The organism is Alteromonas macleodii (assembly GCF_903772925.1).
Taxonomy (GTDB): Bacteria; Pseudomonadota; Gammaproteobacteria; order Enterobacterales; family Alteromonadaceae; genus Alteromonas; species Alteromonas macleodii_A.
On sequence record NZ_LR812090.1, the window covers coordinates 3,368,619 to 3,384,250 of the forward strand.

General features: G+C 44.9%; 13 protein-coding genes and 1 other RNA gene. 4 read left to right on the top strand and 10 right to left on the bottom strand.

Annotation, left to right across the window (positions count from 1 at the left end; genetic code table 11):
• Positions 1-179: 179 nt before the first annotated feature.
• Both nagA and PCAR9_RS14510 read right to left on the bottom strand, forming a co-directional pair.
• A complete protein-coding gene (nagA, locus tag PCAR9_RS14505; RefSeq protein WP_232091217.1) occupies positions 180-1,319 on the bottom strand; it encodes an N-acetylglucosamine-6-phosphate deacetylase in 1,140 nt (379 codons plus the stop codon).
• A gap of 130 nt (positions 1,320-1,449) precedes the next feature.
• The gene (locus tag PCAR9_RS14510) at positions 1,450-2,364 is read right to left on the bottom strand and encodes a glucosamine kinase nucleotide-binding domain-containing protein (RefSeq protein WP_179984219.1); all 915 of its coding nucleotides are present in this window, start codon (positions 2,362-2,364) and stop codon (positions 1,450-1,452) included.
• Between the two features lie 254 nt (positions 2,365-2,618).
• Between PCAR9_RS14510 and PCAR9_RS14515 the strand changes: the two genes are divergently transcribed.
• Positions 2,619-3,467, top strand: a complete 849-nt coding sequence (locus PCAR9_RS14515) for a LysR family transcriptional regulator (RefSeq protein WP_025256097.1) — start codon at positions 2,619-2,621, stop codon at positions 3,465-3,467.
• Positions 3,468-3,522: 55 nt separating this feature from the next.
• Here the strand turns inward: PCAR9_RS14515 and PCAR9_RS14520 are convergent, their stop codons facing one another.
• The 8 genes from PCAR9_RS14520 to PCAR9_RS14555 form a co-directional block, all read right to left on the bottom strand.
• Positions 3,523-4,455 (bottom strand): DHH family phosphoesterase, encoded by a 933-nt coding sequence (locus tag PCAR9_RS14520; RefSeq protein ID WP_179984220.1) that lies wholly within the window; start codon positions 4,453-4,455, stop codon positions 3,523-3,525.
• Positions 4,456-4,620: 165 nt separating this feature from the next.
• Positions 4,621-5,610, bottom strand: a complete 990-nt coding sequence (locus tag PCAR9_RS14525) for an MBL fold metallo-hydrolase (protein ID WP_420000793.1) — start codon at positions 5,608-5,610, stop codon at positions 4,621-4,623.
• Between the two features lie 133 nt (positions 5,611-5,743).
• Positions 5,744-6,619, bottom strand: a complete 876-nt coding sequence (locus PCAR9_RS14530; RefSeq protein WP_179984222.1) for an EamA family transporter — start codon at positions 6,617-6,619, stop codon at positions 5,744-5,746.
• A 51-nt stretch (positions 6,620-6,670) separates the two neighbouring features.
• Positions 6,671-8,221: a M28 family metallopeptidase gene (locus tag PCAR9_RS14535; protein WP_179985246.1), complete on the bottom strand. Its 1,551-nt coding sequence runs from the start codon at positions 8,219-8,221 to the stop codon at positions 6,671-6,673.
• A gap of 243 nt (positions 8,222-8,464) precedes the next feature.
• Positions 8,465-9,637: an FAD-dependent monooxygenase gene (locus PCAR9_RS14540; protein ID WP_179984223.1), complete on the bottom strand. Its 1,173-nt coding sequence runs from the start codon at positions 9,635-9,637 to the stop codon at positions 8,465-8,467.
• Positions 9,624-10,997 carry an FAD-dependent monooxygenase gene (locus PCAR9_RS14545; RefSeq protein WP_179985247.1) on the bottom strand — a complete coding sequence of 458 codons (1,374 nt, stop codon included), beginning with the start codon at positions 10,995-10,997 and terminating at the stop codon, positions 9,624-9,626. The genes PCAR9_RS14540 and PCAR9_RS14545 overlap by 14 nt, the downstream gene beginning before the upstream one ends.
• A gap of 42 nt (positions 10,998-11,039) precedes the next feature.
• Complete coding sequence (pepP, locus tag PCAR9_RS14550) at positions 11,040-12,353, bottom strand: Xaa-Pro aminopeptidase (protein ID WP_179984224.1); 1,314 nt, start codon at positions 12,351-12,353, stop codon at positions 11,040-11,042.
• Between the two features lie 75 nt (positions 12,354-12,428).
• Positions 12,429-12,995 (bottom strand): UPF0149 family protein, encoded by a 567-nt coding sequence (locus PCAR9_RS14555; RefSeq protein ID WP_179984225.1) that lies wholly within the window; start codon positions 12,993-12,995, stop codon positions 12,429-12,431.
• Positions 12,996-13,527: 532 nt separating this feature from the next.
• On the opposite strand from PCAR9_RS14555, the gene ssrS reads away from it, so the two are divergent.
• The 3 genes from ssrS (at position 13,528) to PCAR9_RS14570 (ending at position 15,592) form a co-directional block, all read left to right on the top strand.
• Positions 13,528-13,710: non-coding RNA, 6S RNA (ssrS, locus tag PCAR9_RS14560), on the top strand.
• 21 nt (positions 13,711-13,731) lie between these two features.
• Positions 13,732-14,628: a ribokinase gene (locus tag PCAR9_RS14565; protein ID WP_179984226.1), complete on the top strand. Its 897-nt coding sequence runs from the start codon at positions 13,732-13,734 to the stop codon at positions 14,626-14,628.
• Positions 14,629-14,650: 22 nt separating this feature from the next.
• Positions 14,651-15,592: a nucleoside hydrolase gene (locus tag PCAR9_RS14570; protein WP_179984227.1), complete on the top strand. Its 942-nt coding sequence runs from the start codon at positions 14,651-14,653 to the stop codon at positions 15,590-15,592.
• Positions 15,593-15,632: the final 40 nt, after the last annotated feature.

Below are 15,632 nucleotides of genomic sequence, written 5' to 3' on the forward strand. Positions count from 1 at the left end.
CGACTATCGAACCTGCAAAAACTTAATATCAGATGGTGTTTAGAAGGGGGAATTGCAATTTAGTACCCAGCTTTTTTTGAAACGTTGCTGGATGCTTGCTGCGCAATTGTTGAGGGCGTTGTAAGGAATATTTAAATACTGATTAGTAGCCTATTGGATGTTGTTCGATAGCAAGTGTGCTAAACGCACACCTCACCATTTTGCCAAACGTTTGCAAGTGCGTTGTGTTCGCTTAGCTCTACAAAATTCGCCCGCTGCCCCACTGCAATGCTGCCTAATGTCTCGTTAATCCCCATAAACATAGATGGTGTTGCACTTGCCATATAGCTCGCTTCTTCTAGCGAAATTCCGATGTCGTTAACGCAATTAATAACCGCGCCGTGCATGTCTAAGCAGCTTCCGGCAAGGGTGCCATCAGGTGTAGTAAGTTTGTTTCCAACACGAGTAATATGCGTATCGAAAAAGTCTATAACGTCTTCGTCGGCACCTACATGGGCCATTGCATCGGTAACCAGCATTAACTGCGATGGCCCTTTGGTTTTAAAGGCAAGCTCGACGGCTTTAGGGTGCAAATGCTGATGATCAACAATGATGCCGCAGGTGTTGTTGCTTAAAAGCGCTGCGCCAACCATTCCAGGTTCACGAGACGTAAACGGCGACATAGCGTTGTATAAATGAGTAAACCCAGTCGCGCCTGATTCAATCGCCTTTTCAACCACATCAAACGGTGCATTAGAGTGCCCCAGCGCTACAATAACGCCTTGGTTTACTAAGTCTTGAATAATATCGCACGTGGTATTCTCGGGTGCTACGGTAATCATTACCTTGCCAATATCTTTTCGGGTATAAGTGGCAAGCTCTCTGTCGGTTAACGGTCGTATATATTTTGAAAGGTGTACACCTTTTTTCTCAACGCTTAAGTGCGGCCCTTCAAAATGAATTCCTTCAACGCTTGGGTGCCCGCTTTCTATTGCTTCACTTACCGCATTGGCGGCGCTTTCTATGGTTGCTATGTCATCGGTAATAAGCGTGGGGAATAATGTGGTGGTGCCAAACTTACAATGGGCTTTGGCCATTATTTCTATGCTTTTAAACGTTGGGGCGTGATTAAACATAACGCCACCGCCGCCGTTCACCTGTGTATCTACATACCCAGGAATAAGCCTGTTAGACACGCGCTCAGAAATTTCTTCACGCTGCTTTTGTGAATCAGAAAGTGCTTCGATATGAGTAATTGCGCCCTCTTTGATCGTGAGTACTTGGTCTTTTTCCCAGTTACCTTTTATCAAAACGTTTTCGGCTAAAATTGTCTTCATCATTGCGCTTTTATTTTCCTAATTACGTGCGGTTGTAGCATTGTTTCTTTGCTGCTTATAACGTTGATTTTTTCGTCGCCTATCTCATTACTTGCATCGAAATTTGCCATGTGACCTTATGGCTTACTTGCCGTTATTGGCCATCGTATATTGCTTTAGCGTACTTGATAGCGCCCTGCTCTGGCGATAATTCACATGCTTGTAGGCGCGTACGGATTTTCTCAGAAAAGTAAGGTACATACACATTGCTTAACCCACCAATTAAAGCAAGATTATACGTATTATCACCTAGAAGTCGCTGCGCCATACTTTCTAAGTATTCCGCCCCTTCTTTAAAAATGCATGTCACTTGGCTATTACCTTCATTTAAAAGTGGCAGCATACAGGGTACTAAACTCGCGTAATGATGAGTGTTAAACCCGGCGCACTTAGCCACTATGCTGTCAGCGTTCGTTGTGCCTAGTTCCGCACATACTGTTTTTGCTAGGTCGTCTTTGCTTCGAATGTTATCTATACATAGTAAGGTGTGCTGAATAGCTTTTAAACCCAGCCAAGCGCCACTTGCAAAGTCACCAACAGGAAAACCGTGGCCACCCAAGTCTGTAAACTTACCCTCGTTAAATACGGTGCCAGCCGACCCCGTACCCACAATAATTACTGCACAGGGCTTACCGTTGTGAGCACCTACACAGGCAGCATGTAAATCACTTAGTATATGAAGCGAGTGAAAGGGGTGCGCCCAGGTTTCAAAGCGAGCTTTTGCGGTACTGATATTCGCGCCTGCAAGCCCAGCTGCTACTACACACTGTGATAGCGTTATAGGTGTTAGTCGGGCCTCGCTATTTTGTGAAGCCAATGAGGTGTTAGCAGATTCTATAGCCTTTTCTACCCCATCCAATATAGAGGTTTTAGCAAGTTCTGCGTCTCGCATTATATTAGCCGGGCCGCTAATGCCCTCACCTATCTGCGTGCCGTTCTTGTCTTGTAAAATAACTCTGCATTTGGTGCCGCCGCCGTCTATGCCAATAAAATACAGATCAGAGTTCATTTACGTTCTCGCAGATTAAATAAGTGGTTAATTTAACTCGCCAATTTAAATGCTCAGATTTAATAATTCCATTAACTAACTATCGAAAGCAGGTAAAAAGTAGAGTGCGTGATATTACCGTAAAGTACTGATTACCCGAAGCGTAAAATTACTGAAGTGAATTCAGGCTAGGTTGGTTAAACATACGGGCTTTCGCTCGTTTTCATTTGCAAATATAATCATGGCAAGCACATACATTAGAAATACTGATAAATATGAAGCAGCTTTCTTTAGACACGCTACGCACCTTTGTAAGCGTTATTGAGCTTGGTGGCTATGCAAAGGCAGGCGACTTTTTGGGTCGCTCTCAACCTGCTATTAGTTTGCAAATCAAAAAGCTTGAATCGCAGCTAGACCGAAAGTTGTTCACCAAGGTAGGTCAACGTCATGTGCCTAGCGCTGATGGCAACTGGCTTTACCCAAAAGCGAAAGAGCTGTTAGAGCTTAACGACAATATTTTTAGAAGCCTTACTCCTGCGCCACTAAGCGGTAGATTACGCTTGGGCATTCCCAACGAATTTGCTTCTACCTTGTTGCCAGGCTTAATTGGTGAGTTTTCGAAGCGTTACCCAGATGTATCGTTAGAAGTAACGTCGGCGCTAAGTCGCGATCTACTTCACCCGTCTCAGCGAGATCACTTCGATTTAATATTAGCCCTGGTGAACCCAGATGAACAAACCGAGGGCGAAGTAGTAATAGAAGACGATGTGGTGTGGGTAGGTGATACCTCTCACCCGTTGGTAGGAAATAATATCCCATTAGTGCTAGCGCCAGATGGCTGTATGTACAGAAGCCGAGTAATTGAACAGCTTAAGCAGCAAACCTTCGCCTGGAAAATTAGCTACACCAATGCCGATTTGGGCGGGCTTGTGGCTGCTATTCAACAAGGCCTTGGCGTGACTGCATTGGCGAAGTCGAGCTTACCGGCCAATTTAGCAGTACTGAACCACCCGCACCTGCCTAAGTTAGGAAAGGTCAATATTTGCCTATTTAACCAAGACACCCAACACCCAGTTATCAGCAAAACACTCGCCGAATTTTTTAAAGTACGCCTAACGCAATAAGAACTGGGGGGGGCAGAGTACTTTTTCTGCCCCCCCATCCTTATGCTAATTAGTGTTAACCGTCACTTGTAATTGTGTCGATAAGCTCAGCAAGCACAGTTTCTGCTTTACTGGTTTCAACTTGGCAGGTACCCGCATTCATGTGACCGCCGCCACCATATTTCAAACACAGCTCACCCACATTAGTGTTAGAGCTACGATTAGTAATGGACTTACCTATCGCAAACACCACATTCTGCTTTTTAAGCCCCCACATTTTGTGGATAGAAATGTTGCAGTCTGGGTACATGGCGTAAATAACGAAGCGGTTCGTGGCGTAAATGGTCTCTTCTTCAGTTAAATCGAGTACCACAAGGTTATCGTGTACGGTCGAGCACTTAGCTATCTGTGCCTTCGCCATTTCATTGTGCTCGTGATACAAACTTACTCGCTCAGCCACATCTTCCATTTGCAGTATTTCTTCAATACTGTGGTCTTTACACGCATCTATCAGCTTCATCATTAGCTGGTAGTTAGAGATTTTAAACTCTCTAAAACGGCCAAGCCCAGTACGCGCGTCCATAATGAAATTCATAAGCACCCAGTCGGTAGGCTCTAAAATTTCTTCTTTTGAAAACTGCGCTGAGTCGCCTTTATCTACCGCGTCCATCATATCTACTGAGATATTTGGGAATTTCTCGGCTCCGCCATAATAGTCATACACTACTCGAGCAGCTGACGGTGCTTCTGCATCGATAATATGATTCTCGATATTGCTAGCATTTCGCACGGTTTCACTAAGGTGATGATCAAAGGCTAAATGGCAGCCTTCAACGTAAGGCAAGTTAGTTGTAATGTCGTTCTCAGTGATGTCTATTTTGCCATCCTGCATGTCCTTAGGATGCACAAATAAAATATCATCAATCATATCTAAGTCTTTCAGTAAGACTGCGCATACTAGCCCGTCAAAATCACTTCGGGTAACTAATCTAAACTTTCGTTCTGACATCACGTGTTTCCTTTATTAACGATTATCAAGTAAGTGTAACAGCTAGTAAAAATTTTGAGAGATTACCTATACAGAATTTAATCACTTAATAGATAAACTCGACGAAAGTATATATAACAGTTTGATTACTCAGATGTTTACTTACTTCACTATTGTTAAAGGCAATTAGAAGATAAGCGACTGACCTTGTGTGGCTAGTATAAAATTAAAGCCTAATTTATTAGCCTGCTTTAGCTCTTTTGATATAACAGAGCGTGGGTTTTCTCCTGCTTTTAAACTGTATTTGATGTGGCTTATCACGATGTTTATGTCTGAAACCTGACTTTTATCTTCGACTAGTTCGTAAAAGCGAGTCAGCTCTTGTATTAACCACTTAGGCGTAAGGTGTCCGAATAACAAATTGTCAGGGCGACTGTTATCAAACGACACCTCAATAACCATACCTCTTAAAGTCTTCTTTCGCATTTGCTGTGCTAGATAGCGCCATATTACGCCCAGCTTGCCTTCTTTCTCGACATCGTCCGGGCCAGTATCACCGAAATAAACAAACATATCGTTGTCACTTTCAATAACGAAAGCCGTCGATTCTAAGGGGTGACTTAAACTAAAAGGCGTTACCGTTAAATTGGTGCCTTCAATAGCAGTGGTATGTTGCGGAGCCAAGTCGACAACATCGTATTTATTTAGCTTTGGCTCCATTCCTCGATTGGTAAAGTTTGCCCATGCCTGCCAATTGAAATAGGTCGCCCCCATGATGTCGTTTACTGACTTTAGGGCATAGATGGGTTTATTGTTGTCATCTGGTGAAGCTATGAGTAACCCGGCTACATGATCTAGGTGACCATGGCTAATGAGGTATGCAGCAACGTGGTTATGCAGTACATTGCCGTTGGCTCGCAGGTTATCGTCGGGCTTGCTTTTTAAACTATCAAAAGCCCCTTCTTTCAACGCAACATCAATACCATTAACTATGCTTCCTGCGTCTAAAGCAACGTAGCGTTCCTCTTCTAAACTTCGCAGTAGAAATGCGCTCAAATTGCCGTCTTTAATACCACCAGTATCGCCTAATGTAATAAGTTGAAATGCAGGCTCTACGCTGCTTTCACTTGCTTTAATGGCAGTGTTATATTCCGTTGCACTGTCATTCGTTGAAATTGTGCTGCAAGCGCTTATCGCTGAGACAATCAAAAAACCAAATATATATTTCAAAACTTCATTATCTCCACACAGAATGTCTGTTTTTTGGGCCTTTGAAAGCTGAGCGAAAAAAAGGATAAATCACAGAAAATCAAGCCCACATCACCATAATAGCGGCAGCGCCGATTAAGAGCAGCCCAATAATTTCGCGTTTTGTAACAGCGTTTTTTAGCCAGAAATGTGAGAGTACTAAAGTGAGTAAAACCTCTAGTTGCCCAAGCGTTTTCACTAGCGCCACATGTTGTAGCGCCATTGCGGTAAACCAGCATATAGAGCCTAAACAGCTTACTGTACTTATAGCTAGCACCTGCTTTTTAGCGCTCACTAGTTGCTTAAACACGAAGGGTTTGGTTAGCGCAATATAGCCACTTAAAGCTACCGCCTGAACGCATAGCACCCATAATAGAACCCAAGCTGCGGCTACTGTATGCTGAATGTTGAGCATATGGATAGCCTCGCGCACTAGCAATGACGTGAGAGCAAAACAGGTACCGCAAGCTAGACCGATAACCATGGTTTTCAAACTAATGCCTTGAAGCCTGTTACCACTGCTTAATACAAATACAGCGACACCGCCTATGACTATTCCTATCCAACCAAGGGGCGTTAAGTAACTGCCAAAAAAGAGCATGCCTACCACACCCGCCACTAAAGCTTCACTTTTTGCCAAGCCTGCTCCAATAGCGAAGTTCTTTTGCTTAAACAAAATCACCATTAAAGAAGTGGCCGCTATTTGAAGCAGTGAAGCACACAAGATCACTGTGATAAATGAGCCCGTAAATTGCGGCAGCTGGCTGGCACTACTGCTATAGAGCATAAGCAAATAAACAAGGGCTATGGGCGGGGCCAAGATAAAGCGTGATAACGTAACACCAGAGGTATTAACGGCACTACTTAATTTGCTTTGCAGCGCATTACGCACGGTTTGCATGATTACCGCGCCCAATGTGAATAAGACCCAACTCATTAGCGTCGCTTTACCTTTAAAGTCATTTTACTAGCTGCCGTTTAAGCGTTTTTATTTGGTAGTGGTTTCGCTTCTAGATAACGCCTGTAGACGCTTTGCTTTGAAGTCACTTTCGCGCTTCCAATAAGGCCATATATCACCTTGAGCATAATGAGTAAGCATGGTCCCAATAAGAGATAGGTCTTGTTTTACGCCACCTAAGGTCCAGCTTGGAAGATAGTCATCATCGGCTTTATGGTAGCGCTTGGCGATAAAACTTGGGTCGGTATCGCCTAAGCTCATAAACAAAATAGAGGGCACGCCCTGTTTTGCGAGTGCGAAATGATCAGAGCGGAAGAACAGGCCATTTTGAGGGCGCGGGTCCATCTTAACGGTTCGCCCCTGTAGCGCTGCTGCCGTCGCTAAATCATCTTCAATAGATAAATAGCCTTCGCCATACTGCAAGATATAATCAACATCATCGTTTACATTCATGCCGTCGATATTTAAAAACGCTACCATGTTCTTAGTAGGTACAGGTGGGTTATTTGCAAAATAATCAGCGCCCAACAGCCCTGTTTCCTCTGCGGTAAACGCGCTAAACATTAGCGTACGCGAAAAGCCTTCTTTGTTCTTTGAAAGCGCATCTGCCAGCGTTAGCACTCCCGCTGTGCCAGACGCATTATCTACCGCACCATTGTAAATAGTAGTCTTGCCGTTCTTCTCTACTTTACCAAGGTGGTCCCAATGAGCGTGCAGCATTACCCACTCTTCTGGCTTTGAGGTGCCTTCTAAAATACCGGCAACATTCTGCGATTCAGCATGCTCAATAGCATTGTCGAACTTCAGAAATGCTGAGGTGTCTAAGGAGATAGGTATAAAGCCAGGCTTGGATGCTTTTCTTTTAAGCTCGCCGTAATCTAAGCCTGCTTTTTCAAAAAGCTCCCTGGCAGCGTTAAGATGAAGCCACCCCATTACGCCTACTTGTGACGCATTATTGTTGTCATCGACTAGGCTAAACTTAGTATTAGAATTTGAGTTTTCAACAACGCCCCAGCCGTAGCCAGCAGGCATGGTTTCGTGAACAATGAAAACAGCTTCTGCGCCTTGCCTAGCGGCTTCTTCGTATTTGTAAGTCCAACGACCATAATAGGTCATGGCATTGCCTTGAAACAAATTTGGATCTTTAGAAGCAAAACCTGGGTCGTTTACCAGCATCACGACCGTTTTACCTTTTACATCAAGGCCGGCGTAATCATTCCAGTTATACTCGGGCGCATTTATACCGTACCCCACAAAAATCAAATCACTATCAGTGAGTGAGTATTCACTTACTATACGTTGTGTTCGTGCAGTAAACTCATTTCCCGCTTCAAAAGAAAGGTCGCCAATGTTTAATGAACTCATATTGCTAGGTGTAATTTTCGCGAGCGGCACAGCTTGCGTATAGCTGTCACCAAAAGCTGGTTTTAGCCCTAATTTTTTATACTCTGATACCAAGTATTCTACGGTTTTCTTCTCGCCTTTTGATAACGGCCCTCGCCCTTCGAACTCATCACTTGCTAGTGTTTTTACATGCTCACGATAAACATCTAAATCGATAGAAGCGTTATTCAGTGACATCTCTACGTTTTTTGCTTTAGCCGACGAAGGCTCAACCGAGGTCAAACTGGAAGTAGTGACGTCAGCATTCGCCGAACCAGTAAGTAAAGTAGAAATAAGTAGAGACGCTGCGCATGCAAAGGAAAAGGCGCGATAAGGTTTGCACAAGAAAGTAAACATAAGCCATTGGTAGAAATAAAAAAGGATACCGAAGAGTATCCTTTACCGCTGACTATCTCAATGCCAAGAACGCAAGAATGGGGTTTAAAGACCCATGGCGTGGCTGACGAAAGCGTTTTTGATAGTTGTGAGTTTGTCGGTGGCTGAAAGCCCTATGCCGCGTACTAGTTTTTTGAGGGGGTCGTTGCCGTCGAATAAGAATTTGAAGCCATCCATTGCTGCTATCATTTTCGTGGCTTCTGTTTTACGGCTTCGCTCGTAGCTGCGCAGGTGCTTATATAAACCTATGTCTTTACCGGCAGCACTCAGGCTACTTAGTGATTCAGCCAGCGCTAGTGCGTCTTGCATTCCCAGATTTGCTCCTTGCCCAGCTAGCGGGTGAATAGTATGCGCTGCATCGCCCACCAGCACTACCCCATCTTTGGCCCATTGCCTTGCATAGCGCATGGTTAATGGAAACGTGGTACGCTCGGTTTCAAGCGCTATAGTGCCTAGAACACTATTACTTGCGGCAGTTAAAGCGTGACAAAAAGCGTCGTCATCCAGTGCCATTAGCGCGCTTGCTTGCTCCGGCGTTTGCGACCACACAATTGAACAGACATTCGGTTCGGCCATTGGAAGTAACGCAAGTGGGCCAGTTGGCGTAAACGCTTGGCGTGCCACATTGTTGTGTGGCTCGTCGGTTTTGATATTAGCGACTATGGCCGTATGCTCATAATCTTTAAAGGTAATCGGCAGGCCAGCCTGCTTTCTTACAAAAGAGTTAGCGCCGTCTGCGCCAACAAGCAATCTGCAACTTAGCACGTCATCGTTGTCTAGCATCAGCATGGTTTGATTAGGGCCAGCAAGTACCCTTTGAATACCCGCAGTAATCAACTCTACATTAGGCTGCGATTCCACAGCTTTAGACAGTGCATTCACTAAGGCTTGGTTCTCTACAATCATGCCCAGTGTATCGCTACCCATTTCGTCACATGAAAAATGTATATCACCAAAACTGTCTTTGTCCCACACATGCATAGCGGTGTACGGGTTGGCGCGGTCTTGCTGCAAATGAGGCCACACCCCAAACTGTTGCAGCGCTTTAATATTAGCCTGATTGATTGCGCTAACACGCGCCGTTGGCTTATCTGCAAGCACCTGATAACAAGGCGTCTTATCAATAACCGCTATATTTAGTTCACTGTCTTTTAACGCTGCGGCTAGGGTTAACCCTACAATTCCACCGCCCACTATTGCTATATCAACATGCTGCATTGTTATCTCTATTTCCGTGTGGTGTTACGCCATAACCTGTTGTGTGCTTTACGAAGGTTTTCTTCGCTTGCGGCATCATACTTAATGCAAGTAAGGAAACGTTTCGGCCTATGACGGTAGGAAAATACTGGTTGGAGAAAGTTCGCACTAGGGTATCGGTAAGCGCAATCGTGTTGTCTCGGTCTTTCTTACGCTGGTTCGCATAGCCCTGAACGATATTAAATGCCCCAGCGTCAAAGTGGTCAGCACCACCTTTCGCTTGTGTTTCTTGATTGCTGCCTTGCTTCGAAATTGGCGACATAGAGAGCAGAGATACAGCACTTTTCAGTACAGAAACGAGTGCACTCAAATCGCGTAAGCCCAAGTTGAACCCCTGCCCCGCTATAGGATGTAGCGCTTGCGCAGCGTTCCCCACCACTACCGTTCGGTGGCTGGTAACTTGCTGGGCTTTAGTAAGTGCCAATGGATAGCTAGCCGTATTACTCACTCTTAATATTTTGCCCTGACGATAACCGAAAGCTTGTTGAAGCACGTTAACAAACGACGCTTTATCCATTTCCATAAGTGCTTTAGCGGCTTGTGTTTCCAACGTCCATACCACTGAAAAACCATTGCCATTTGCTTTTACGCCGTTAATTTCACTATCAAAGGGTAGAAAAGCAAGGGGGCCAGAATCAGTAAAGCGTTCGTACGCTTTGTTTTCATGAGGCATTTGCGTATGCACGTTAAATACGATGGCGGTTTGGTGATAATCACTGACTGTTTTGGCAATACCCACACGCTCGGCTAAACCTGAACGCCCACCATCTGCAAGTATCAGTAGCTTAGTGGTTATCACATCCCCGCTATCTAGCAACACGTCTACATTGTCACGGTGCTGCTCAACACCGGTCACTTTTGCTGGCGCTATATGTTGATACGCAGTACTCGCATTTGCAGCAAGGCGCGTTAGCGCGCTTAAACTTACCACCTGGCCAAACGCGTCGATGTGATAATCTTGGCTATGCAGAATTAAAAGGCCGAGGTGGCCCTTATCACTCACTTCTATCTGCTTTATTTTAGGAGGCAGTTCGCCGTTGTGCTGCTTGGCTAAGTCGTCAAGGCTTAAACCAACCTCAGCTAGTTCGTTAACCGTACGTCTTGCTAACGCAATAACTCGTTTATCGGTAAACGGGTTGAAATCATTGTGAGAGGGTGCCGTTTCTTTTGGGTCTGCAGCATCAATAAGTGCAACACTTAATCCGCATTTTTTACCTTCGGGCGTTTCAATAGAAATGTTTTCACCAAGCGCTTTAGCAAGCACGGTTCCTACAATCCCACCACCGATAATAACTACATCAACCGCTGCCGATTCCACTATATTTGTCTTCCCGTCGCTCTAGCTTTAGCGCTTTTTATTGTTTTAGTTTTTCGCCATTAGTGATTCGATTTCGTCAATCTCTTTAGGCACGTCGGATGTCAAAATATCCACACCCGATGCTGTGATGACCACGTCATCTTCTATGCGAACACCTATACCCTTGTATTTATCGGGTGCTGCACTGTCTTGACTGATATAAATACCCGGCTCTACCGTTATAACCATTCCTGGCTTTAATGGTCGGTCTTGGCCGTCTATTTTGTAGTTACCTACGTCGTGCACATCTAGCCCCAAGAAGTGACCTAACCCGTGCATATAGAACTGGCGCCAGCTTTCGTTCTCTAAGTTTTCTGCCACACTACCTTCTAATACACCAAGGTCAACTAAACCTTCAGTAATAATTTCTGCGCTGTGTAGCATTGCCTCAGAAAGCGTGACACCGGGCGCTAACATATCCAATACACTTTTTTGCGCTTTCAATACAACACTGTAAATTTCACGCTGGGCGTGACTAAACTTACCGTTTGCAGGAAATGTTCGGGTAATGTCCGCAGCATAGCCTTGATATTCTGCGCCTGCGTCGATCAAGATCAAATCACCGTCACTAACCTGCGCGCTGTTTTGCGTGTAATGCAAAATACAGGCATTGTCACCGCTTCCTACAATAGTGCTGTACGCAGGCGAACGCGCGCCAGCCATAGCAAACTCATGGTGAATTTCGGCTTCTAGTTGATATTCAAAGCAGCCAGGAGAAGCAAACTGCATAGCGCGTTTGTGGGCTCGGGCACTGATTTCCCCCGCCGCTTTCATCATTGCCACTTCACAGGCAGACTTAAACAGTCGCATTTCATGCAGTTGGGGGCGTAAATCGTGTACCGCGCAAGGCGCTAATGATTCTTTTGGCGCTTCACGCAAAGTATTTAAAGCTTCAGTAAATAATCGGTCGTGACTTTGGTTATGACCTAAAGCGAAGTAAACATTGTCTTGCCCTTGAATGGACGCCAACAAAGCTTCTTCTAATTCATGTGTTTCAAACGCTTCATCTAGGCTAAAGCGAGAGAGCGCAGCTTCAGCACCAAGGCGCTTACCGTGCCAAATTTCAGCGCTTTTGTCTTTTTCCTGAACTACCATTGCACGATAGCTCTCGCCGTAGCGAGGATGATTAGACAATATTAACCATGCATCAGGCTCTTCAAACCCCGTTAAATACCAAAAGTCGCTGTCTTGCCTGAAGATATATTCGGTATCTCGGCTTCGCGTTACCAGCCCAGCGGCAGGTACTATACATACACTGTTTGGTTGGCACTGCGCCAATAGCCTGTCTTGTCTGGCAATAAACTCTTGAGCGCTAATCATAAACTAGAAAACCCTAACTAATTCACTGTGAAGTGAGCCGCTTAAACAGCTGCTACTTTTAACTTTCCCTAAGTACTAGTGTACGGATGGCGTGTCTTGTTGATCATCAAGAAGTGATTGACCAAGTTCACTGAAGCATAAAATAGCTGAGATTTTCACGTATTCTTCTACTTCAAAGAGCGCTTTTTCAGATTCTTCATCAGCATCCATCGGCTCTTCCATACGAGAAATATCTGAGAAGTCTTCAAGCGCTTCTTTAACATCGTCAGAACACTGCACAAGGTCCTGCTGATGTAAACCGAAACCAAGCATAAAACCCTGCACCCAGTTTATTAGCGCAGCGCCGCGGTCGTTAATAGGCGCTTGGTCTTCTGGAAGCAACAAGCTAAGCGCAAATTCAGGCTCTAATAACTGCTGGCAGGTTTGATTGAAAAGCGTATTGAGAAGGTGTTGTGTTTGGTCGCTGAACGCATCACCTTGGTTGATGGTTTCGCTAAGGGCTTCAAGCCACTTTTGATCGGTAAGCGACATGCCACCACAGAGCATTCCGGTTAGAATGCCGTGTACTTCTGCCGCATCTACAATGATACCTTGCTGTGACAATTTATTAGTTACGCTATCGTAATCGAGCTGTTTTTCCACGATTCGTTCTCTTTATTTAAGATGAGTTGAGTTTTCACAGCCCTTTTTGATTTCGGCCGTTACTCCGTGATGGCGTTAATACTAGCAAAAATCAATATACAAAGCCCACTTTTGGCAATTTACCGTGCAGTGTTTGAACAGTGCATTTATAGTAAAGATTATACTTTGTACAACGAACCCATACATTGTTTACTGACTGTTCAAACAACCGCGAATTGGCGTTAATTTAACGAAATGAGCGCTGCTATCCCTAGCAACGAACGCATAATTAATCTAAGATCACCATTGTTGGATACGGAATTCCTCTCGCAGCAGTATTTAAAAGTCTTGTAAGTTTGTAACTAAATTAGCTGTTTGGTTATTATTGAGCTTATCTTATATGCGTGTATAATTGCTGACCAATTGGTCAAGAAAATAGTATTTTTTTACCGCTTTTATATTCACCACGCAAAAATAGTTATAAAGCGCGTTAGGTGATCCTCTTCACTGGATCTCGCGTTTGTTATACCCTGTTGCGTTAATACAACAACAATGTTTCCTGGGATGTTTGCTAGTTCATTCATGTCCCTGGCCGATGCTTTAAACCTAGGAAGTTGAAACAGCTGCTATTGTGCAAGCTCGACGCGTATCGAGAAGCCTACGGCAATTGTGATTCTTCCGCCCTGAACTTTTCGGTTCACGGGCGAAACATGGACAGCGGCATTCTGGGAAGCGCCCTCTTTCGACGGAAGAAGAAATGGCAATAATAAATTTTGGCTCTATAAATATTGACCACGTTTATCAGGTAGATCACTTTGTGCAACCTGGAGAAACGTTGGCCTCAACCCATTACCAAACACTACTAGGTGGTAAGGGAGCAAACCAGTCGATTGCTTTAGCGCAAGCAGGTGCAGACGTACGTCACGTCGGCAGCATTCACGAAAACGACGCCTCTTTCAAGCAAGCCCTTATCAAAAAAGGGGTAGATTGCCGTGGTGTTAAGTGTTCAGAAGTTCCTTCTGGTCACGCTATCATTCAAGTCACGCCTAGCGGCGAAAATGCCATTGTGCTTTTTGGTGGTGCTAACCAAACCATTACAGCAAAAACGGTAATGCAAGCGCTAGACGATACACGCCCTTCAGACTGGGTACTAACCCAAAACGAAACAAGCAGCATCGAAGAAGTACTTCGCCAAGCGAAGGAAAAACAGTTAAAGGTTGCCTTTAACCCTGCTCCTATGAGCGAGTCGGTTAAACAGCTACCACTGGAATGCGTCGATTTGCTTATTGTTAATGAAACAGAAGCGGCAGCAATAACTGGCAAAGAAGAATTTGAAGATATTGTGACAGTGTTCAAAGAACAATGGTCACACTGCGAAGTTATCATTACACTGGGTAAAGCAGGCGTAATGATGCTTCGTAAAGACGACGTCATAGAAGTAAACGCTTTTTCTGTAGATGCAGTTGATACAACTGCGGCAGGCGATACCTTTATCGGTTATTTCTTATCTGCCTACAGTAACCACACCGATGCTAAACAGGCGTTGCGTCGTGGCTGTGCCGCCTCAGCGATTGCAGTAACTCGTGAAGGCGCAGCACAGAGTATTCCAACACAAAAAGAAGTGGATCGTTTCTTAGCGAAACACGCCAACTAGCAAGACGCACTGAGAAAATTTGATGGCACATAAGATCATATTAGATACGGATCCGGGGATTGATGATGCAATGGCGATTTTTTTCGCTTTCCAATCTCCAGACATTGAAGTACTTGGTTTAACCACAGTTTACGGGAACGTTCCGGTAACAATGGCTGCGCAAAATGCGCTTACCCTTTGTGAAATTGCCGGTAAAGACATTCCTGTAACCAAAGGCGTAGGCATGCCGTGGGTAGGCCCTGAGTCTACCTATGCACACTTTGTGCACGGCGAACACGGTTTTGGTCATATAAAACCTGAAGCGCCTAAGACGGAACTAGACCCACGCAGCTCTGCGCAGTTTATCGTAGACATGGCGCGTAAGTACCCAGGCGAAATTACATTAGTGGCAATTGGTCCATTGGGCAATTTAGCCCTAGCCCTTCGTCTTGAGCCTGAGCTACCTAAGCTGGTTAAAGGCGTTAGCATCATGGGTGGCGCTGCGTTTGTACCTGGCAACGTTACGCCTGTAGCAGAAGCAAACATTTGGAATGATGCCCACGCGGCAGAAATCGTATTTGCGGCAGACTGGGAATTGACTATGTTTGGTTTGGACGTGACGAACTTCACGCCATTCTCGCCAGCTTTTGTTGAAAAACTTGAAGAGAAAAACAATACCCTCGGTGGCTTTGTGAAGGAAAGTGCTCAGTTCTACATGGACTTTTACTCGCAAAACCGTGAAGACCGTGTATGTTTCTTCCACGATGCATTCCCAATTGCTCACCTTCGTCACCCAGAGCTATTTGAACTAACTGAAGGCCACGTTCGCGTTGGTACTGGCACGCTGGACAGAGGCCAAACGGTGGTTGCACCAACTGGTACAACACCTAGCCCACTTTGGAACGAAGCTAATACCATTAAAGTGGCAACTAAAGTTGACCATCAAAAACTGGAACAACTATTCGTAGACACCTACGCACTGTGATATGTTTAAGGGATTGTGAATATACAGTCCCTTTTTTATT

Coding starts and splice junctions, on each gene's coding strand:
- PCAR9_RS14540 (WP_179984223.1), bottom strand. CDS start 9,637: ATGCAGCATGTTGATATAGCAATAGTGGGCGGTGGAATTGTAGGGTTA.
- PCAR9_RS14520 (WP_179984220.1), bottom strand. CDS start 4,455: ATGTCAGAACGAAAGTTTAGATTAGTTACCCGAAGTGATTTTGACGGG.
- PCAR9_RS14535 (WP_179985246.1), bottom strand. CDS start 8,221: ATGTCACTGAATAACGCTTCTATCGATTTAGATGTTTATCGTGAGCAT.
- PCAR9_RS14510 (WP_179984219.1), bottom strand. CDS start 2,364: ATGAACTCTGATCTGTATTTTATTGGCATAGACGGCGGCGGCACCAAA.
- PCAR9_RS14530 (WP_179984222.1), bottom strand. CDS start 6,619: ATGAGTTGGGTCTTATTCACATTGGGCGCGGTAATCATGCAAACCGTG.
- PCAR9_RS14565 (WP_179984226.1), top strand. CDS start 13,732: ATGGCAATAATAAATTTTGGCTCTATAAATATTGACCACGTTTATCAG.
- PCAR9_RS14570 (WP_179984227.1), top strand. CDS start 14,651: ATGGCACATAAGATCATATTAGATACGGATCCGGGGATTGATGATGCA.
- PCAR9_RS14515 (WP_025256097.1), top strand. CDS start 2,619: ATGAAGCAGCTTTCTTTAGACACGCTACGCACCTTTGTAAGCGTTATT.
- nagA (WP_232091217.1), bottom strand. CDS start 1,319: ATGATGAAGACAATTTTAGCCGAAAACGTTTTGATAAAAGGTAACTGG.
- pepP (WP_179984224.1), bottom strand. CDS start 12,353: ATGATTAGCGCTCAAGAGTTTATTGCCAGACAAGACAGGCTATTGGCG.